Genomic DNA, 18,809 nt, shown 5'->3' with positions numbered 1-18,809 from the left:
CGGATCAGCTGTGGCCGAGCGCCTCGTCGTCGAGGGACGCGGTGTCCTCGCCGGCCGGGACGATCTCGTAGCCCAGCTCGTCGATCACGGGCGGGTTGTGCTCGGACGCGGCCGGCAGGCTGACGGCCTCGGAGTGGGCGCCGCAGCCGTGGTCGGCGGACACGACGCGGCCGTCGTCGGGCGCGTACTCGTTGGCGCAGACCCCGAAGACCTGCCGCAGCTCGCCCGCCAGCGCGACGAAGAAGCCGCAGGTGGAGCACTGGGCGGGCGCGGACGCGGCGATGGGCGCGCGGGGGCCGGCGACGCCGTCGTACCAGCGGGTCGCGGCCTCGTCGCGCCCCTCCCGGGACAGCACCCGGACGCGGCCGAGGCCGAGCTCCCACTGGGCCTCGCGGTCGGTGGAGTCGTCCACCTGCGTGAAGCCGGGGGCGAGCCGGGCGTCGTCGGGCGCGGTCGGCAGCAGGTCGCCGGGGCCGAGGTCGCCGGGGCGCAGCCGCTCCAGCCACGGCACCCACGGCGGGGCGAGGAGGGCGTCGTCGCCGGGGAGCAGCACGCACTCGCTGACCGTGACGTTCCTGGCGCGGGACGCCCGGGTCACCGTGACGGCCCAGCGCCAGCCGCGGTAGGCGGGGTCGAGGCAGGCGAAGTAGTGCGTGACCACGCGGTCGGCCTCGGCGCGGACGCCGAGGTGCTCGCCGACGTCACGGGGGCCGGCGGTGTCCTCGGCGGCCTCGCGGGCGAGGTCGACGGCCTCGGCACAGGCCGTGTCGACGGCGGGCGTGCGGGTCCGGCGGGCGGCCCCGGACGTGGCGCGCGCGGCGGCGGGACGCGCGGGGCTGGTTTGACGCTGTGGGCTCACATGTCGATTCTCGCCCATGCGAGCAGGTGACCGAGCCCACCCCCTCCCGCTGAACGGGGAGAGGGGTGGAGGCGGGTTCGCGGGGTGAGCCCGCATCCTCGCGGGGAACGTACTCTCAATTGAGCGACTCCGATGGCCGTGCCACGAGGAACAGCAGGGGCGACCGCAGGGGAGAGATCAGGGCGCATGGGGAACCGCACACGGGCGGGACGGTCCGTACGCGCCGTCGCAGGGGGTGCGGCGCGCGCCTGGCGCGGCGCCCTCTCGGCCCTTCTCGGGACGGGACGGCTCACCCGCCGCGTCACCCACGCGCAGGGCGCGGGCCGCAGCGGGCTCGGCAGCCTGATCGAGGCGTCGGCGTTCAACTCCGCCGGCGACGCGCTGCTGACGGTCGCGCTCGCGGGGACCCTGTTCTTCGGCCTGGACGTCAACCAGGCGCGCGGCCAGGTGGCCCTCTACCTCGTGGTGACGATGGCGCCGTTCGCGCTGGTCGCCCCACTGATCGGCCCGGCGCTGGACCGGGCGCGGCACGTCCGCCGGTACGCGATCGCGAGCACGTTCGTGATGCGGGCGCTGCTGTGCTGGGCGATGGCGAGCGCGCTCCCGCACGGCGACCAGGTCACGTTCCTGCCCGCCGCGTTCGGCGTGCTGGTGCTGTCGAAGGCGTTCGGGGTGCTGCGGGCGGCGGTCACCCCGCGCGTCCTGCCGGACGAGATCACGCTGGTGACGGCGAACGCCCGGTGCTCGTTCGCGGGCCTGATCGCCGCGTCGGTCACCGCGCCGATCGGCGCCGGCCTCGCCGTGCTGATCGGGCCGGGCTGGGTGCTGCGCATCGGGACGGCCGTGTTCCTGCTCGGCGTCGTGTTCACGATGCGCCTCCCGCAGCATGTGGACGTCCCGGAGGTCGAGCCGGCGGAGCAGGACGGCGACGGGCCCCGCCGCCGCTTCCTGGCGCTGCCGCGCGTCGGGCCGGTCGTGGCGGAGGCGATGGAGGCCAACGCGGTGCTCCGCGCGTTCTCCGGCTTCCTGATCATCTATCTGGCGTTCCTGCTGCGGCAGGAGCGGTTCGACCCGGTGTCGCACCATGTCGCGCTCGGCCTGCTCGCCGCGTGCGCGGGCGCCGGCGGGCTGATCGGCACCTCGCTCGGCGCCTGGATGAAGGCGCGGGCGCCGCGGTTCATCGTGTCGGCGACGCTCGCGTCGGTCACCGCCGTCACCGCCGCCGGCGCCGCGTTCTTCGGGCTGTGGGCGGCGCTCGCGGTGGCGACGGCGGCCGGTCTCGGCCAGGTGCTCGGCAAGCTGTCCATGGACGCGGTGGTGCAGCGCGAGATCGGCGAGGAGATGCGCTCGTCCACCTTCGCGGTCTCCGAGACGCTGCACCAGCTCAGCTGGGTGCTCGGCGGGCTGCTCGGCCTCGGCATGTCGATCGTCGCGGACGGCCGGGTCGCGCTCGCGATCGTCGCCGCGGCGCTGGCGGTCGCGTTCGGGCTGCTGGTGTCGCGGCAGGCCGGCACGCCACGGCGGGCGCCGCGGCGGCCCGGCCGCAAGACCACGATCAAGGACGCGCATCCGGAGATGCACACCTGATCATGGTCATGGCCCGGCCGTGCTCAGCGGCACGGCCCGCGCTCGGCCCGCGCTCGGCCCGCGCTCAGGGGGCCAGGTCGTCCGCGACGGCCCGCAGCACGGTGGCGATCTTCTTCGCCTCCGCCGGGGCCGGGTGCTTGCCGCGCCGGTAGGTGTTGGAGATCCCGTCCAGCAGCTTGATCAGGTCCTCGGTGATGACGACCATCTCGTCCGGCTTCTTGCGCCGCTGCTTGGCGATGGTCTTCTCGACCGACGGCAGCGTCTCCAGCACGCGGACCTGCAGCGCCTGCTGGCCGCGGCGCCCCTCGACCACGCCGAACTCGATGCGCTGGCCCGGCCTGAGCGTCGTGACCCCGCCCGGCAGAGCCGATGAGTGCACGAAGACCTCACCGCCGTCGTCGCGGGTGAGGAAGCCGAACCCCTTGTCGGAGTCGTACCACTTGACCTTGCCAGTCGGCACCGGAGACCTCGTTCGGTAATCGTCCTGAATCGCCCCCAAGATTAGTGCCTCGCCGCGGGCCGGTGAACACGCCGGGTGCCCCCGCGACGCCCTAGGGGCAACGCCTTAGAAGCTATCCGGGGCGGCAGACGAAATCACCCCAATATCGCCGCGGATCAGCCGGCGCGGAACCCGCCGAGCCATTCGGGGAAGGCCAGCAGGTCCGGCAGGACGACGTCCGCGCCGTAGGCCGTGAGGGCCGCCGAGTCGAACGCGCCGGTCGCCACGGCCACCGCCACCGCGGACGCGGCCCGCGCGGCGTCCACGTCGCCGGTGTGGTCGCCGATGTAGGCGCCGGCTCCGTGCTCGCGCAGGACGGTGCCCTTGTCCGCGCCGAACAGGCCGCCGACCACGGCGTCCGCCCCCAGATCGAGGTGGCGGACGGTCCGCTCGGTGTCGGCCTGGTTCTTGCCCGACACCACGACCACGCGCCCGCCCATGGCCCGCACGGCGTCCAGGGCGGCGACGGCACCCGGCATCAGGAGTGTCGCCGGGATCGCGATGCCGGCGTAGATCTCCCGGTAGCGGGCCGCCATCGCGGGCACCTCGTCCGGCGGGAACCAGTACGCCAGCTCCTCCTCCAGCGGCGGCCCGATGCGGCGCACCACGAGGTCGGTGTCGATGGCGACGCCCGTCTCGGCGGCGAGGGACGCGTAGACGGCGCTGATTCCGGCGCGGGTGTCGGCGAGGGTCAGATCCAGGTCGAATCCGATGGTGAACCCGGATTCCGGAGATGTCGGGAGATCAAGGTCGAGCACGTCCACAGCGTACGGGGCTGGACACACGCGAGGACCCGCGCTCTCCTGGTAGTGGCGATGCGACGGGATCCGAGTAGGAGAGCGCGGGACCGTGATGCGGATATACCCGGGCCTCCGACCACAAACCAGTTGACCAGGGAAAACACAGCACCCGAACACCCCACCCCAGCCCCAAGGACGATCACTCGCCCGTCCGCCCGCCACGGAGGAACCGGCGAAGGAGGCCGATCATGGCAGAGACCCAGACCGAGACGGGCGGTGACCACCGCGCCCCGCGCACCCGGCGGTTCACGGCCGGTGCCGCCGCGGCCCGCCGCCGCGCCGCCGGCCTGCTCGCCGCCGCGATCTCCGTCGTCACGACGGTCGTGGTCGCGATCCTGGCCGTGCACATCGTGTTCGTGGCGTTCGAGGCCAACACGGCGAACGACCTCGTCCGCTGGTTCGGGGACCGCGCCACCGACCTCTGCTGGCAGTTCAAGGACGTCTTCCAGCCGGAGAACCGCAAGACGGAGGTCGCCGTCAACTACGGCCTGGCCGCCCTCGTCTACCTGGTGGTCGGCCGCATCCTGGTGAACCTCGCCCGGAGGCTCTGACCGCACCCGTCCGGGCTCTGCCCGCCCTTACCGGCCTCACTCGCGGCCGGGGAAGCGGACCTTCTCGAAGGGCCAGGCGGTGGTCACCCATGTACGGACGAACTCCTCCAGTTCCTTCTCCAGGATGGAGTTCTCCTCGTCCGCGCGGACCCAGAACACCACGACGGCGTCCGCGTCGCGGGCGTCGGACGGGGCGACGTGGATGCGGCCGAGCTGCCGCTCCCCGTCCGGGGTGATCACGACGTAGCTGAAGGAGCGGCGCAGCTGGCCCTCCTTCTGCAGCCAGGCGACGTCGATCAGAGCCTGCTCGAAGGTGAACTCCCGGTCGGGCCAGCCCCACTCGGGGCCGAAGCGGCCGGCCAGCCGGTCCAGGCTGCCGATCACGGCGCCGTAGTCCTTGACGGCGTCGTGCACGGTGATCGGGCGGATCTGGAAGTCGGGCCCGGCCACCAGAGTGGGCACCACGAAGTCCTCGGGCAGGAAGGCCCCGTCGGCCGCCTTCCGCGGAGACTTGAACATCGCCGACCTTTCCGACGACGCCCCTTCCGGCGAGCGGGGCGCTGACGATCGCACTCTAGCCGCCCCGGGCGCGACGTGAGCGGCATCACCGATTCGGGCGTGCCGCGCGCGACCCGGCGACCGGCCGCATCAGGATGCCTTAGTGTTCTTGCGGAGGAATTCATCACCATGACGACATCTACGCGCGATCGGATCGTGGCCGAGTCGCTCCGGCTGTTCGCGGACCGGGGCTACGCGGCGACCTCGGTCGCCGAGATCGAGGCGGCGGCGGGCCTGTCGCCGGGCGCGGGCGGCCTGTACCGGCACTTCCGCTCCAAGGAGGAGGTCCTCGCCTCCGCCATCCGCGAGCACATCGAGCGCACCCGGCGGCAGATCAGCGACGTCCTCGACCAGTCGACCGCCTACGCGGGCCGGCCGCTGGAGATCCGGCTGCGGATGACCTGCCAGGCGGGGCTCGCCAAGATGCGCGAGGAACAGGACCTCATCCGGGTGCTGTTCCGCGACCTCGACCAGTTCCCGAAACTGGTGGCCGAGATGCGCGAGGGCATCGTCAACCCGCTGTACGACGGGATCGCGACCTGGCTGGCGGCGCAGCCGGAGTACGAGGGCGTGGACGAGGACTGGCCGGCGATCGCGTCGATCCTCGGGGGCGCGGTGGTGAACTACTGGCTCGCCAACGAGTCGATGTACGAGCCGCCGACGCGCATCGACGAGAAGCGGTTCGTGGAGAGCTGGGCGCGGCTCGGCCTCGGGCTGGTGCACCTGGAGCGCACGCCTGCCACCTGACCTGCGTGGTCCGTGTTCCCCACCGCGTGCGGGCTTCTACCCTTGGAGCCCCGCGCACCCGCGGTATGCACGCGACATATGGTTGGGAAACAGATGGAAACGTACGCGGATTGGTTGCGCGCGCGAGGCGATGACGAGCTTCGCGCGCTCCTGTCCGCGCGTCCCGAGCTGCTCGCCCCCGTCCCGGCCGACCTGACCGCGCTCGCCGCCCGCGCCGCCACGCCCGCCGCCGTGTCCCGCGCGCTCGACCGGCTGGACCGGTTCACGCTCGCCGTCCTGGAGGCCCTCCTCGTCCTGCCCTCGCCGGCCGGGCCGGACGCGCTCGCCACCGCCCTCGGCTGCACGCCCGAGCAGGCCGCCGACGCGCTCGGTACGCTCCGCCGCTACGGGCTCGCCTGGGGGAACGACGCGCCGAACACCGCGCCCGGCGTCCGGCAGGGCCTGCCGCACCCGGCCGGGCTCGGCCCGCCCGTCCAGGAGGTCTTCGCGACCTACCCCGTCGAGCGGCTGACCGACCTCGTCACCGACCTGGACGGGGAGCCGCCGCGCGGGTTCACCGACTCCGCGCGGCTCCTGCGCCGGCTCGCCGACCTGCTCGACGACCCCGGCCCGCTGATCGACGACGCCGGGCCCGACGCGCGGGCCGCCCTCGAACAGCTCGCCTGGGGCCCGCCGGTCGGGCGCGTCGCCGACGCCCGCCGCCCCGTCCGGATCGACACCGCCGCCACGCCGATCGAGCGGCTCCTGGCGCGCGGCCTCCTCGCCGCCGAGGACGACCGCACGGTCACCCTGCCCCGCGAGATCGCCCTGCACCTGCGCGGCGGGCGCCTCTTCCGGGACGTCCCGGCGGAGCCGCCGCCGCTGCCCCCGGCCGCGGCGGCGCGGGGCGAGGACGTCGTGGTGCGCGCCGCCGCGGGCGAGGCCTACAACGCCGTCCGGCTCACCGAGGAGCTGCTGGAGCGCTGGGGGCTGGAACCGCCGCCCGTCCTGCGCAGCGGCGGACTCGCCGTCCGCGACCTGCGCGCCGCCGCGACGCTCCTGGACGTCCCCGAGTGGAAGGCGGCGCTGCTCGTCGAGGTCGCCTACGCGGCGGGGCTGCTCACCCGCAGCGGCGACCTCGACGGCGAATGGCTGCCCACCCCCGCCTACGACCTGTGGCTGATGCGCGACACCGCCGGGCGCTGGACGGAGCTCGCGCGCGGCTGGCTGAAGTCCGACCGCGCCGCCGGGCTCGCCGGCGAGCGCGACGACCGCGACCGGCTCATCAACGCGCTGAGCGAGGCGATGGTGCGCAGCAGCGCGCCCGCCACCCGGCAGGCGGTCCTCGACATCCTCGTCGGCGCCGGGCGCGGCGTCGTCGTCGGCGAGGACGCGCTCCGCGAGCGGCTCACCTGGCTGCGCCCCCGCCGCGGCGGGCCGATCCGCGACCGGCTCCTCGGCTGGACGCTGCGCGAGGCGGCCGCCCTCGGGCTGACCGGGTTCGGCGAGCCGGCCCCGTTCGCCCGCGACCTGCTCGCCGGCGACGACCCCGAGCCCGCCCTGGAGAAGTACCTGCCCGCGCCCGTCGACGAGATCCTCATCCAGGCCGACCTGACCGCGATCGCGCCGGGCCCCCTGGTCACCGACCTCGCCCGGGAGCTCGCGCTCGCCGCCGACGTCGAGTCCACCGGCGGCGCCACCGTCTACCGGTTCACGCCCGAGTCGATCCGCCGCGCCCTGGACGCCGGCCGCACCGCCGCCGACGTCACCGACCTGCTCTCCCGGCACTCGGCGACCCCGCTCCCGCAGCCGCTCACCTACCTGATCGACGACGTCGCCCGCCGGCACGGCCATCTGCGCGTCGGCGCGCTCATGTCCTACGTCCGCACCGACGCGCCCGCCACCCTCGACGAGATCCTCGCCGACCGCCGCGCCGCCCCGCTGCGCCTGCACCGCCTCGCCCCGACCGTCCTCGCGTCCGGGCTGCAGCGCGGCGACCTGCTCGACGGCCTGCGCGCCATGGGGCTCGCCCCGGTCGCCGAGGCGCCCGGCGGCGGCGTGATCGTGACCCGGCCGGACGCGCAGCGCGCCGAGCCGCCGCCGACCGCCGAGATCGTCCGGCTCCGCCCCGGCTCCCGCACCGACGACACGATGATCGCCGCCGCCGTGCGGGCGCTGCGGGCCGGCGACGAGGCCTCCGTGCACGGCGCCGAGCAGGCCCGGCAGGCCCCGTCCGGCGAGCCGCCCCGCTCCCCGGCGATGGCCACCATCGAACTGCTCCGCGCCGCCGTCGAGCGCGGCGGGCGCGTCTGGATCGGCTACCTCGACCAGCAGGGGCAGGCGTCCAGCCGCATCGTCGAACCCGTCCGCGTCGAGGGCGGCTTCCTGACCGGCTACGACGCCACCCGCGCCGCCGTCCACCGCTTCGCGCTGCACCGCATCACCGGGGTCAAGGAACTCGACGACGCCTCCTGAACCGTCCGGAAACGGCTGTCCGCATGCGGCCCCTCCCGGGGACGGGAACCGGCGAACGTCGCATACGGTCCAAGCAGTGACCCTTCGGACCGATAGCGTGTCCGGGCGAATGGTGTGAGGAGGCTCCCGATGAGCGGATACGGCGGGCGTCCGCCGTCGGGCTGGGACGACCCGTACGGCGGATCCCAGGGCTGGGACCCTGGCGGCACGTACGGGCAGGGCTACGGATACGGCCAATCCGGATACGGCCAACCGGGGTACGGCCAGCCCGGATACGGCTACGGGCCGCCGGGCGTCCCGTACCAGCCCGCGAACAACGGCTCCACCATCGCCGCCCTCGTCTGCAACGCCGTCGCGATCCTGGTGTGCTGCAACATCGTCGCCATCCCCGGCGTCATCACCGCCGCGATCGCCCTCGGCCGCACCCAGACCGACCCGCCGTCCGCCCGGAAGCTGACGATCTGGAGCTGGTCCCTCTTCGGCGCGTCCGTGGCCCTCGGCGTCATCGTCCTGATCGTGTACATCGTCATCGGCGTCACCGCGTCCGACCCGGACTACGGCTCGTCCAGCGGTATCTGACCGTCCCCACGCCCCGGCCGCCGTGAGACGCGCCGGGACGGGTCGGCGCGTGCCGTAGCACGCCGGGACGCGCCGGGCCGGGACGGGATCTCCCCAGCAATCGGCCAAAATCCAACGAAGCTGTCTGTGACCTGCGGCGATGCAGGTTGGGGGTGCTTACGGCAGGGCTGCGGCTTTCTCGTCGTGGTCGCGGAGCATGCGTAGGACGGTCGCCGCCGATGGTCTTGCCGCGTCTGCGGGCCGACTCGTGGCCCTCCAGGGTGCGGTCGCGGATGTACTCGCGCTCCATCCCCGACAGCGCCGCCAGCACGGTGAACACCACCCCCGACGGGTCGTGCGAGCCCTGCGGCTCGGGGGCACTAACCGGAACCGGGCGGTGTGAGACTGGGCGACCACCTTGCCCTTAACGGTGCGGCACGGCGAGCCGGGCGGAGCGGCGCAGGTGGACATGGGGCAGGCGTGCGCCTCGTTTCACAGGCGAGGACCTATGAAACGGCCGAGTCCTCGAGTCTTGCGGGTTCCTTGGGGTGCCATGACGGCCAGAGCGACGGAGTGTTCACCTTCGGGACGCGCCGCGAAGCCTTCTCCCTTGATGTTGGAGGTGTGGATGGGATGCGTGCGCGAACTGTACGGCGATGGACAAGCCGCCTTCAGCGCGTACGTTGGCGGTGAGGGTGGCGTGGTGGGCTTGGGCGACGGCGTTGACGATGGCGAGGCCGAGACCGTAGCCGTCGCGGCCGCCGTTACGATCAGGCGCCAGTCTTTGGAAGGGGTGAAAGAGGCGCTGGATCTGGTTGCCGGGGATGACCGGCCCGCTGTTGGTGACCGTCAGGACCACCTGCGTGCCGGAGGTCTGAGTTGTGATCTCTACGTGCCCGCCTGCGTGGTTGTGGCGGATGGCGTTGTCGATGAGGTTGGCGACGAGGCTTTCGATCAATTTCGGGTCCCCGGCCGCCACCGCGGGCGTTAGGTGTTCGGCGAGGTCAATGCCTCTCGCCGTTGCTTGGTCGCGGCGGGAGGCGAGCGCTCCTTTGACGACTTGCGCGAGGTCGAGGGTGTCCCAGCGGGTGACGCCGCGCTCGCTGGTGGCCAGAGCGAGCAGTGCTCGGACGAGCCGCTCTTGGTGTTCGCCGAGGGCGAGGGCCTCCTGGCAGGCCGAGCGCAGCGTGTCGGTGTCGGCATTGGGGTCGGCGAGAGCGACTTCGAGGAGGGTGCGCAGCCCGGCGAGGGGGGTGCGCAGCTCGTGGGAGGCGTTGGCGACGAAGTGGCGTTGGGCGTCGAAGGAGGCTTGAAGGCGGGCGAACAGGTCGTCGAGGGTGTGGCCGAGTTCCGTCAGCTCGTCTGTGGGCTCGCCGAGGTCGAGGCGCCGGTGGAGGTTGCCGGTGGAGATGTTCTTGGCGGTGGCGGTGATGGTGCGCAGCGGGTGCAGGAACCGGCCGGCGACGAACCAGCCGAGAGCCAGGGCGACGGGAATCAGGATGACCAGGGCGACGGCGGATCCGGTGAGGAGCTGGGCCAGGCTGATCCCGCGCCCGGCTCCGGTGGTCACGCTCGATGAGGGTCGGCCCTTGGGCGTGGCCGCATCGACGCTGGCGAGTGGGACGAGTACGAGGACGAGCACGAAGACCCCGGCGGCGTAGATGCCCGCCGCGTAGGCGAGCGCGAGCCGTGTTTGCAGGGACCTTCCGGCGGGCTGCTGGGAGGTCATGTCGACCCGATGCGATAGCCGCCTTGGCGGATGGTCTCGATCACGGGCGGGTCGCCGAGTTTGGCCCGCAACCGGTGCATGGTGTGCTTGACGGCGCTGCTGAAGGGGTCGGCGGCCTCGTCCCAGACGCGTTCGAGTAGTTCCTCAGCGGAGATGACCAGGCCGGGTGCGGCGAGCAGGCATTCGAGCAGGGCGAACTCCTTGGGGCTCAGCTCAAGGCGCCGGCCGGCCCGGAACGCGGTGCGGCGGGCCGGATCGAGGGTGATGTCTCTGCATGCCAGGGTGGGCGGTAGCGGCGGGGTGGCGCGGCGCGCCAGAGCACGGACGCGGGCGACCAGTTCGGCGAACGCGAACGGCTTGGGCAGGTAGTCGTCGGCGCCGAGGCCGAGCCCGTCGACGCGGTCCTCGATCGTGCCGGAGGCGGTGAGCATCAGCACGCGGGTCTCGCGGCGGCCGTGGGCGAGTTGCCGGCAGATCTCGTCCCCGTGGACGCCGGGCAGGTCGCGGTCGAGGATCACCACGTCGTAGCGGGTGACGGCCAGGCGGTCGAGGGCGGCGGTTCCGTCCAGGACGACGTCGGCGGCCATGCCCTCGCGGCGCAGCCCGGTTCCGAGGGAGCGGGCGAGGACCTCGAAGTCCTCGACGACGAGGACCCTCACCACCACTCACCGCCGGCCGTCGTGCGGGCGGGGCGGCCGATCCGTCCACGGGGTCGAGGTGCCATTCGTCAACGATGCCAGATCCCCGGTCTCAGCCCGGTCGCAGCCGCTGCGACCGGGCTGGAACCGGGTGCCGCGTACAACCATCGGCATGAATCCATTTCGAACCGTGAGCTCGCTGCGATGAGCGCACCAGGGATCGTCGTCACCGGACTGCGCAAGCGGTACGGGGCCACGCTGGCCCTCGACGGCATGTCCTTTACCGTCCGTCCGGGTGTGGTGACCGGCTTCGTGGGGCCGAACGGGGCCGGGAAGTCCACCACGATGCGGGTGATCCTCGGCCTGGACGCGGTCGAGGAGGGCACCGCGCTCATCGAGGGGAAGCCGTACCACAGTCTTCGGCGGCCGCTGAACCATGTCGGTTCCCTGCTGGACGCGGCGGCGCTGCACCCCGGCCGCAGCGGGCGTAACCACCTGCTGTGGCTGGCGCATTCGCAGGGCCTGGCCGCGCGGCGGGTGGACCAGGTGATCGAGCAGGTCGGCCTGGCCTCGGCGGCCCGGCGCAAGGCCGGCGGCTACTCGCTGGGCATGCGGCAGCGGCTCGGGATCGCCGCGGCCCTGCTGGGCGACCCGCCGATCATCATGCTCGATGAGCCGTTCAACGGCATGGACCCCGACGGCATCGTCTGGATGCGCGGCTTCCTGCGGTCGCTGGCCGCTCAGGGCCGCGCCGTGCTGGTCTCCAGCCACCTGATGAGCGAGGTGCAGGACACCGCCGATCATCTCGTCGTGGTCGGGCGCGGCAAGGCCATCGCCGACGCCGGCGTGGCCGACCTGATCGCGGCCGCCTCCAGGAACCGGGTGGCCGTGCGGACCACGGTCGGGACGCACGCGATGGGGGTGCTCGCGCATGCCGGCGCGACCGCGACGGCCACCGGACGCGACACCATCACCGTTTCGGGCCTGCCTGCGGATCGGATCGTGACGCTGCTCAGCCAGAGCGCGGTGCCGTTCTCCGAGGTATCAGCCCACCGCGCCACCCTTGAGGACGTCTACCTGGAGCTCACCCGCGAGGCGGTCGAGTTCCGCGCCGCGACGCCCACGGAGGTCTCGCGGTGACCCCCACTGTTACGTCTCACCGCTCCAGCCAACGGGTTGGGCGGGACGGCTTCCCCCAGGTGCTGCACGCGGAATGGACCAAGTTCCGAACCGTCCGCGGCTGGCTGATCGGCATGGTGGCCGCGGCGCTGCTGTTGGTGCTGTTCGCCGTGCTCGCCGGGTTCAGCAGCGATCAGAAGGGCGCACCGCCCGTTCCGATCGGGCCGGGCGGTGCGCCGGTCACCGACAGCTTCTATTTCGTGCACCAGCCGCTGGCCGGGAACGGCGGCATCACCGTCTCCGTCTCCGAGCTCAAGAGCAGCATCCCCGAGGGACCCGGGGACCTGCGGCCCGGCACCGTGCCGTGGGCGAAGGCCGGGCTCATCATCAAGGAGAGCACCCGCCAGGGATCACCCTACGCGGCGATCATGGTCACCGGCAGCCACGGCGTGCGGATGCAGGACGCCTACGTCAACGACACGGTCGGCCCTCCCGGCCCGGTCTCCGCCGAGTCCCCCCGCCGGCTGCGGCTGGACCGCTCGGGCGACACGATCACCGGCTATGCCTCCACCGACGGCACGAGCTGGACCAAGGTGGGCACCGCGCGGGTGAGCGGGCTCGGATCGACCGTGCAGGTCGGGCTGTTCGTCGCGTCCCCGCCTGCCGTGGACGGCATGGGCACGCGCGGCAGCGTGTCGACGGCCACCTTCGGGGATCTTCGCGTCCAGGGGGGCTGGGCCGGGGGTAGGTGGACCGGTGACCAGGTGGGAGCGGAGTCCCCCGGCTTCGCCGGCTACCCGGAGAACACATCGGGTTCGTTCACGGGATCCGACGGCAGGTTCACGGTGACCGGTGCCGGCGACATAGCGCCCGCCATCCGCGAGACCCTGCCGACCGGCGGCACCCTCCGGGACATTCTCACCGGCACGTTCGCCGCGCTGATCGCGGTGATCGTCGTGGGGGCGCTGTTCATCACCACGGAGTACGGGAACAAGATGATCCACCTCACCCTGGCCGCGAGTCCGAGGCGGAGCCGGGTGCTGGTGGCCAAGGCGATCGTGCTGGGGGTCGTCACCTTCGTCGCCGGGCTGGCGGGGGCGATCCTCGCGACTCCGCTCGGTGAGCGGCTCGCCCGGGACAACGGCGTCTACATCTTCCCGGTGTCGTCCTCGACCGAACTGCGGGTGGCGCTCGGGACCGCGGCGCTGCTCGCGACCGCCTCGGTCCTGGCCCTCTCCGTCGGCGCCATCCTCCGGCACAGCGCCGGCGCGGTCACCACCGTCATCGTGGCCATCGTGCTGCCCTACATACTGACGGCCATCCCGTTCATGCCCGCGAGCGTGGCGAACTGGCTGGCCCGGGTGACACCGGGGGCGGCCTTCGCCGTCCAGCAGACGCTCGTGGAGTACGACCAGGTCGCAGCCCATTACACGCCATACAACGGCTACTACCCGCTGGCGCCGTGGGCCGGGTTCGCCGTCTTGGCCGCCTACGCGGTGGTGAGCCTGGCCGCGGCCGCCGTCCTGCTCCACAGGAGGGACACGTGAGACTCGCCCTGCACGCGGAATGGTCGAAGATGCGGACCGTCGCCAGCCCGCTGTGGCTGCTGCTCGGCACCGTCGCGGCGACGGTGGCCCTGAGCGCCGGGGCGACGTCGGTGGTGAACTGCACGGCCGACGGCTGCGGCGGCGACACGACCAAGCTGACCCTCATGGGCGTCCACCTCGGCCAGGCGCTGGTCGCCGTCCTGGCGGTGCTGATCATCAGCGGGGAGTACGGCTCGGGCATGATCCGCACCACCCTGACGGCGGTGCCGCGGCGGGCGACGGTCTTCGCGGCCAAGGCCGTCACTCTCACCGGCGTCGTGGCCGTCGGCGGGACCGTCGCCGTCCTCGGGGCGGTGCTCGCCGGGCGGCTCATCCTGCCCGACCTCGGCGACCGGGCCCTGTCCCTGGCCGACGGGCCGACGCTGCGCGCGGTCGTCGGGACGGTCCTCTACCTGATCCTGATCGGCCTTCTAAGCCTCGGTGTCGCGACCGCGGTGCGGGACTCGGCCACCAGCATCGGCGTCGTCCTCGGCCTGCTCTACATCGTCCCGATCGTCTCCCAGACCATCAGCGACCCGAACTGGCAGCGCCTGCTGGAGAAGATCGCGCCGATGAGCGCCGGGCTCGCCATCCAGGCCACCACCGATCTCGGCAGCCTGCCCATCAGCCCCTGGGCCGGGCTCGGTGTGACCGCCGGGTGGGCCGCCGCGGCGCTGCTGACCGGCGGTCTGCTGCTGTGCACGCGCGACGCCTAGCACCTGGTTGCCAGGCCCCTTGAGGGATGTCTCCGCGGGATGCCGGTGCTGGTCGCGCCGTCATCTGCTGGACCACCGAGTACTACAGCCTGGCGATCGACGAACTGCGCGGCCAGGGCCGCGACATCCGCGACGAACTCTGTCAGAAAAGGTTCGGCAGCCCCGCCTTCGACCGCCGGCTCCGGCAAGCCCGGGGCGGTGATCTGGCGGGGTGGCATGCCTCCAGCGGAAGGCTTAAGTACGCGCCCACCATGCGCCAGTGGTGAACGTCGCTGTCGACGGCGCATACTGGCGCCTTGCCTCTGGACTGCGGGCTATTGATCCCCTCCGCCGCAGTCTGCTTAATTCCATCCAACCTGGCCGTGGACTTTGGCACGGCGAAGCGGTGCCGTTGCCACGGACCGCCGTTGAAGTCTTGAACTCACAGGTTGAGCATGAAGGCGGAGCCGGACTCGTTCACCAACGTTGCGCGCAGGGGCCGCCAGCCGTCGGCAAGTTCGGCTTCGTAGTCGACGTTGATGGTGCCGAAGTTGGTCAGCAGGGTGAGGCACCAGGCCTGCTCGGTCTGGTCGGTCAGGTGGGGCCGGACGATGGTGCCCTGCTGGGCGTAGTGCAGCTCGCGGCGCAGCGCGTGCAGGCTCTCGCCCTTGTTCAGCTGGCGGGAGATCTCCCTGCGGTACAGCGGGTCCGACAGGTAGCGGGCGGCGTGGATCGTGCGTTTGATCATGCCCCACTCCTTGAGCGCGGCGGCGAGGGTGTTCTGCGGAATTCGTCCAGCGTGTAGTGGGCTTCACGGGCGGTCGGCACGATCACCTTCGTCCGTACGTCGACCGCTGGTCGGACACGTGCGTGATCGTGGACAGGACCTTGCCGCCGTGGATGTTCGTCTCCCGTGCGGTGTTCGACTTGCCGCGCACCGGGAACCGCTGCCCGTCGCTGGAGGACAGGGTGCCGCCGCCGAACTTCTTGGCCAGGCCGAGGGTGTAGTGGTGGTTGACGATCAGGTTGTTGGCCCCGCGGAGCGTCTCCTCCCGCACGTACCACTCCTGGGTCCAGGCGAGCACGTCGTACGGCACGCCGCAGGCCTCGCTCATTCTTGCCAGGCCCAGGTTGGTGCCGCCTGCGATCAAGACGGCGAGGATGTTGCGTTTCAGCTCCGCCGACTGTTTGGTCTTGCGGCCGCCGCCGTGGGTGAAGGCCTTCAAGAACCCGGTTCGCCCGTCGAGTTCGACCAGCAGCGCTTCTTCGCCCGCTCGACCAGCTCCTCGTCGGTCTTGGCCTTGGCCCGCGACTCGCGCGCCGACACCGCCTGGTCGAACAGAGCGATGACCATCGTCCATCTGGTCGACCGCCGATTGGGCCACCAACGCCAGCAGGATCGGGTAGCGGCGTTCCTCCCGCCGCATCAGCGCCTGCACCGTCGAGCGGCGGCCGACGGTGGCCAGGAAGCGGCGCCGCTCTCGCGGCGGCATCGACAGGTCCAGCTCGTGGGCGTCCATCCGCCGTAGGTACTTCAGCTTCTCGATCCCGGTCTTCACCGACAGCGCGGTCGCCTCGATCGCTGGCCGGGCCAGCCACGCCAGCCGGGTCATCCCGGTCTCGGGGTCGTCGTCCAGCAGCCGGTCGAGGTCGCCGCGCATCTGCCCGCCCAGCAGATGGTCGACCCGTTCCGAGATGAGTGCGCTGGCGGCGTTGCGGGCTGTGCCGACCATCTCCATCAGCGTGACCACGCCCGGGCGGATCACCCGCGCGCCGATCAGATACTCGGCCGCCAGATGGAACAGCAGCGACGGCGAGTCGTGCTCCATCGCCCGGTCCAGCAGGAACTGCTCCAGCTCCTTCAGCTCCTCCGTCCCGGGCGACGCGGTCCTCCACCCCAGGTACTTCATCACCTGCTTCAGGTGGTCACTGACGGTCTGCTGCCGTTTGCCGTAGAAGTCCAGCACTCCCGGATGCACCGCCAGTCATCAGTGAAGAACCGGCTCCCCAACGCCACCAACCCCTACAGACGCACCTGAAGATCGCCAGAGGTCTCAGGAACCTGAATAATCGCAGGTCAGGGGCATCTTCGTCGGATTTTCGCCAAATGCTACGGGGACCCCGGGACGCACCGAGACGCGCCTGCGCGCCGGGAGGCCAGAGCGCGCAATAAAGGCGGCGGGCCGAGCGTTGAACCCTGCGGTCCGGCCCGGAACGCGCGACGCGCCGTCGCGGCTCGGGTAGCGTGCGGCAGCGGATGCCCGGCACCCGGACGAGGCATCGATCACCACTTTCCCGACGGGGGCTTTCTGCTGTGACCGACGGTCCGCTCATCGTCCAGTCCGACAAGACGCTGCTGCTGGAGGTCGACCACGACCTGGCCGACGCCTGCCGCAAGGAGATCGCCCCGTTCGCCGAGCTCGAACGGGCGCCCGAGCACGTCCACACCTACCGGGTGACGCCGCTCGCGCTGTGGAACGCGCGGGCCGCCGGGCACGACGCCGAGCAGGTCGTCGACACGCTGATCCGGTACTCCCGCTACCCCGTCCCGCACGCCCTGCTCGTGGACGTCGCCGACACGATGGCGCGGTACGGGCGGCTGCGGCTGGAGAAGGACCCCGCGCACGGGCTCATCCTGTCGTCCTCGGACCGCTCGGTCCTGGAGGAGGTGCTGCGCGCCAAGAAGATCAAGGGCATGATCGGCGACCGGGTCGGCGCGGACGCCGTCGCCGTCCACCCGAGCGAGCGCGGCGCCCTCAAGCAGGCACTGCTCAAGCTCGGCTGGCCCGCCGAGGACCTCGCCGGATACGTGGACGGCGAGGCGCACGCCATCTCCCTCGCCGAGGACGGCTGGGCCCTGCGCTCCTACCAGCGGGACGCCGCCGAGACGTTCTGGCACGGCGGGTCCGGCGTCGTCGTCCTGCCCTGCGGCGCCGGCAAGACCATCGTGGGGGCCGCCGCCATGGCCCGCGCCCAGGCCACCACGCTGATCCTCGTCACCAACACCGTCTCGGCGCACCAGTGGAAGCAGGAGCTCCTGCGCCGCACGTCCCTCACCGAGGATGAGATCGGCGAGTACACCGGCACGAAGAAGGAGATCCGGCCGGTCACCATCGCCACCTACCAGATCATGACGACGCGCCGGAAGGGCGCCTACACGCACCTGGAGCTCTTCGACGCCCGCGACTGGGGCCTGGTCGTGTACGACGAGGTCCACCTGCTGCCCGCGCCGATCTTCCGGATGACCGCCGACCTGCAGGCCCGCCGCCGCCTCGGCCTCACCGCCACCCTCATCCGGGAGGATGGCCGGGAAGGCGACGTGTTCTCCCTCATCGGCCCGAAGCGCTACGACGCGCCCTGGAAGGACATGGAGGCGCAGGGCTGGATCGCGCCGGCCGACTGCGTCGAGGTACGCGTCACGCTCACCGACTCGGAACGCCTGGCGTACGCGACCGCCGAACCCGAAGAGCGCTACCGGTTCTGCGCGACCACCGACACCAAGACCAAGCTCATCCAGGCGCTCGTCGACCGGCACCGCGGCGAGCAGACGCTGGTCATCGGCCAGTACATCGACCAGCTTGACGAGCTGGGCGCCCTGCTGGACGCGCCCGTCATCAAGGGCGAGACGCGGGTGCGGGAACGGGAGCGCCTGTTCGACGCGTTCCGCTCCGGCGAGATCGACGTCCTGGTCGTGTCGAAGGTGGCGAACTTCTCCATCGACCTGCCCGAAGCGTCGGTCGCCGTACAGGTGTCGGGGGCCTTCGGGTCACGGCAGGAAGAGGCTCAGCGGCTGGGACGTCTGCTGCGTCCCAAGGCGTCCGGCGCGGGGGCCCGCTTCTACGCCGTCGTCGCCCGCGACACCCTGGACCAGGACTACGCCGCCCACCGCCAGCGCTTCCTCGCCGAACAGGGCTACGCCTACCGCATCGTCGACGCCGACACCGTCCTCGCCGGCGACGACTTCTGATCCCCGGCATTCCTGCGACCACACGACTTCGGCAGGGCAGGCTGCGCTACAAGCCGGCTGCCCGGACTTGGGTTGCGGGGCATGAGAAATGAGAAAAGGGCCCCGCCGTGATGGCGGAGCCCTTTTCTAATATAGGTCCGGCGGTGTCCTACTCTCCCACACAGTCTCCCATGCAGTACCATCGGCGCTGAGAGGCTTAACTTCCGGGTTCGGAATGGGACCGGGTGTTTCCCCCTCGCCAAAACCACCGAACGCCTCAACGCACCACCCCCCAGCGGGGGTGTGCAAGTCTCAACGTCCGAGCCAGGCTCGGTATTCACTTGATTAATGCGGGTTCCCGGTTGTTTTCCAGGAACCACACAGGGACGCGAACAACTCACAACAGCGATTCGGTTTGAACGTCATGTGTGTTCAAGCCACTCGGCCTATTAGTACCGGTCGACTCCACACGTCACCGCGCTT

18 protein-coding genes, 1 rRNA gene and 1 pseudogene are annotated in these 18,809 nt (G+C 71.8%); 10 read left to right on the top strand and 10 right to left on the bottom strand.

Annotated features, from left to right (window positions below; translation table 11 throughout):
* Positions 1-4: 4 nt before the first annotated feature.
* The gene (locus tag BM339_RS43870) at positions 5-859 is read right to left on the bottom strand and encodes a DUF3027 domain-containing protein (RefSeq protein WP_024935644.1); all 855 of its coding nucleotides are present in this window, start codon (positions 857-859) and stop codon (positions 5-7) included.
* Between the two features lie 186 nt (positions 860-1,045).
* On the opposite strand from BM339_RS43870, the gene BM339_RS43865 reads away from it, so the two are divergent.
* Entirely contained in the window at positions 1,046-2,446 is a 1,401-nt protein-coding gene (locus BM339_RS43865; RefSeq protein ID WP_083598517.1) for an MFS transporter, read from the top strand.
* Between the two features lie 64 nt (positions 2,447-2,510).
* Here BM339_RS43865 and BM339_RS52390 read toward each other — a convergent pair whose 3' ends face one another.
* Both BM339_RS52390 and BM339_RS43855 read right to left on the bottom strand, forming a co-directional pair.
* Positions 2,511-2,906, bottom strand: a complete 396-nt coding sequence (locus BM339_RS52390; RefSeq protein WP_021599601.1) for a cold-shock protein — start codon at positions 2,904-2,906, stop codon at positions 2,511-2,513.
* 155 nt (positions 2,907-3,061) lie between these two features.
* Complete coding sequence (locus BM339_RS43855; RefSeq protein ID WP_075024724.1) at positions 3,062-3,703, bottom strand: HAD family hydrolase; 642 nt, start codon at positions 3,701-3,703, stop codon at positions 3,062-3,064.
* A 230-nt stretch (positions 3,704-3,933) separates the two neighbouring features.
* Here BM339_RS43855 and BM339_RS43850 point away from each other — a divergent pair, with 230 nt between their 5' ends.
* On the top strand, positions 3,934-4,296 hold the full coding sequence (locus BM339_RS43850) for a hypothetical protein (RefSeq protein ID WP_021599603.1): 363 nt from the start codon (positions 3,934-3,936) through the stop codon (positions 4,294-4,296).
* A gap of 36 nt (positions 4,297-4,332) precedes the next feature.
* Here the strand turns inward: BM339_RS43850 and BM339_RS43845 are convergent, their stop codons facing one another.
* Positions 4,333-4,815 carry a GNAT family N-acetyltransferase gene (locus tag BM339_RS43845; protein WP_075024679.1) on the bottom strand — a complete coding sequence of 161 codons (483 nt, stop codon included), beginning with the start codon at positions 4,813-4,815 and terminating at the stop codon, positions 4,333-4,335.
* Between the two features lie 168 nt (positions 4,816-4,983).
* Here BM339_RS43845 and BM339_RS43840 point away from each other — a divergent pair, with 168 nt between their 5' ends.
* From BM339_RS43840 to BM339_RS43830, 3 genes are all read left to right on the top strand, one after another.
* Positions 4,984-5,601, top strand: coding sequence for a TetR/AcrR family transcriptional regulator (locus BM339_RS43840; protein ID WP_075024678.1), 618 nt, complete (start codon positions 4,984-4,986; stop codon positions 5,599-5,601).
* Between the two features lie 93 nt (positions 5,602-5,694).
* Positions 5,695-8,055 carry a helicase-associated domain-containing protein gene (locus BM339_RS43835; RefSeq protein ID WP_075024677.1) on the top strand — a complete coding sequence of 787 codons (2,361 nt, stop codon included), beginning with the start codon at positions 5,695-5,697 and terminating at the stop codon, positions 8,053-8,055.
* A gap of 129 nt (positions 8,056-8,184) precedes the next feature.
* Positions 8,185-8,634 carry a hypothetical protein gene (locus BM339_RS43830; protein WP_021597767.1) on the top strand — a complete coding sequence of 150 codons (450 nt, stop codon included), beginning with the start codon at positions 8,185-8,187 and terminating at the stop codon, positions 8,632-8,634.
* Between the two features lie 156 nt (positions 8,635-8,790).
* Here the strand turns inward: BM339_RS43830 and BM339_RS52910 are convergent.
* The 3 genes and pseudogenes from BM339_RS52910 to BM339_RS43815 form a co-directional block, all read right to left on the bottom strand.
* Positions 8,791-9,087 (bottom strand): annotated as a pseudogene (locus BM339_RS52910) (zinc finger domain-containing protein); the annotation flags it as partial.
* A gap of 103 nt (positions 9,088-9,190) precedes the next feature.
* Positions 9,191-10,183 carry a sensor histidine kinase gene (locus BM339_RS43820; protein WP_256255819.1) on the bottom strand — a complete coding sequence of 331 codons (993 nt, stop codon included), beginning with the start codon at positions 10,181-10,183 and terminating at the stop codon, positions 9,191-9,193.
* 155 nt (positions 10,184-10,338) lie between these two features.
* Positions 10,339-11,001 (bottom strand): response regulator transcription factor, encoded by a 663-nt coding sequence (locus BM339_RS43815; RefSeq protein WP_075024723.1) that lies wholly within the window; start codon positions 10,999-11,001, stop codon positions 10,339-10,341.
* A gap of 183 nt (positions 11,002-11,184) precedes the next feature.
* On the opposite strand from BM339_RS43815, the gene BM339_RS43810 reads away from it, so the two are divergent.
* The 4 genes from BM339_RS43810 to BM339_RS43795 are packed head-to-tail and all read left to right on the top strand — an operon-like array spanning position 11,185 to position 14,667.
* A complete protein-coding gene (locus BM339_RS43810; protein WP_075024674.1) occupies positions 11,185-12,120 on the top strand; it encodes an ATP-binding cassette domain-containing protein in 936 nt (311 codons plus the stop codon).
* Positions 12,117-13,646 (top strand): ABC transporter permease subunit, encoded by a 1,530-nt coding sequence (locus tag BM339_RS43805; protein ID WP_075024673.1) that lies wholly within the window; start codon positions 12,117-12,119, stop codon positions 13,644-13,646. Before BM339_RS43810 ends, BM339_RS43805 begins: the two co-directional genes overlap by 4 nt.
* Positions 13,643-14,401, top strand: coding sequence for an ABC transporter permease subunit (locus tag BM339_RS43800; RefSeq protein ID WP_075024672.1), 759 nt, complete (start codon positions 13,643-13,645; stop codon positions 14,399-14,401). The genes BM339_RS43805 and BM339_RS43800 overlap by 4 nt, the downstream gene beginning before the upstream one ends.
* Positions 14,402-14,427: 26 nt before the next feature.
* Positions 14,428-14,667, top strand: a complete 240-nt coding sequence (locus BM339_RS43795) for a hypothetical protein (protein WP_021597761.1) — start codon at positions 14,428-14,430, stop codon at positions 14,665-14,667.
* 155 nt (positions 14,668-14,822) lie between these two features.
* On the opposite strand, the gene BM339_RS43790 is transcribed toward BM339_RS43795, so the two are convergent.
* Together BM339_RS43790 and BM339_RS43785 are read right to left on the bottom strand one after the other, a co-directional pair.
* Entirely contained in the window at positions 14,823-15,170 is a 348-nt protein-coding gene (locus BM339_RS43790) for a Tn3 family transposase (RefSeq protein ID WP_256255831.1), read from the bottom strand.
* Positions 15,171-15,210: 40 nt separating this feature from the next.
* The gene (locus BM339_RS43785) at positions 15,211-16,359 is read right to left on the bottom strand and encodes a Tn3 family transposase (RefSeq protein WP_177287918.1); all 1,149 of its coding nucleotides are present in this window, start codon (positions 16,357-16,359) and stop codon (positions 15,211-15,213) included.
* A gap of 335 nt (positions 16,360-16,694) precedes the next feature.
* Here BM339_RS43785 and BM339_RS43780 point away from each other — a divergent pair, with 335 nt between their 5' ends.
* The gene (locus BM339_RS43780) at positions 16,695-18,347 is read left to right on the top strand and encodes a DNA repair helicase XPB (protein ID WP_021597756.1); all 1,653 of its coding nucleotides are present in this window, start codon (positions 16,695-16,697) and stop codon (positions 18,345-18,347) included.
* A gap of 135 nt (positions 18,348-18,482) precedes the next feature.
* Here BM339_RS43780 and rrf read toward each other — a convergent pair.
* A 5S ribosomal RNA gene (rrf, locus tag BM339_RS43775) occupies positions 18,483-18,599 on the bottom strand.
* Positions 18,600-18,809 lie beyond the last annotated feature (210 nt).

The sequence above is a fragment of the Actinomadura madurae genome (genome assembly GCF_900115095.1).
GTDB lineage: Bacteria > Actinomycetota > Actinomycetes > Streptosporangiales > Streptosporangiaceae > Spirillospora > Spirillospora madurae.
Note: the sequence above shows the minus strand (reverse complement) of the source record. Positions and strands in the feature narration are given on the sequence as shown.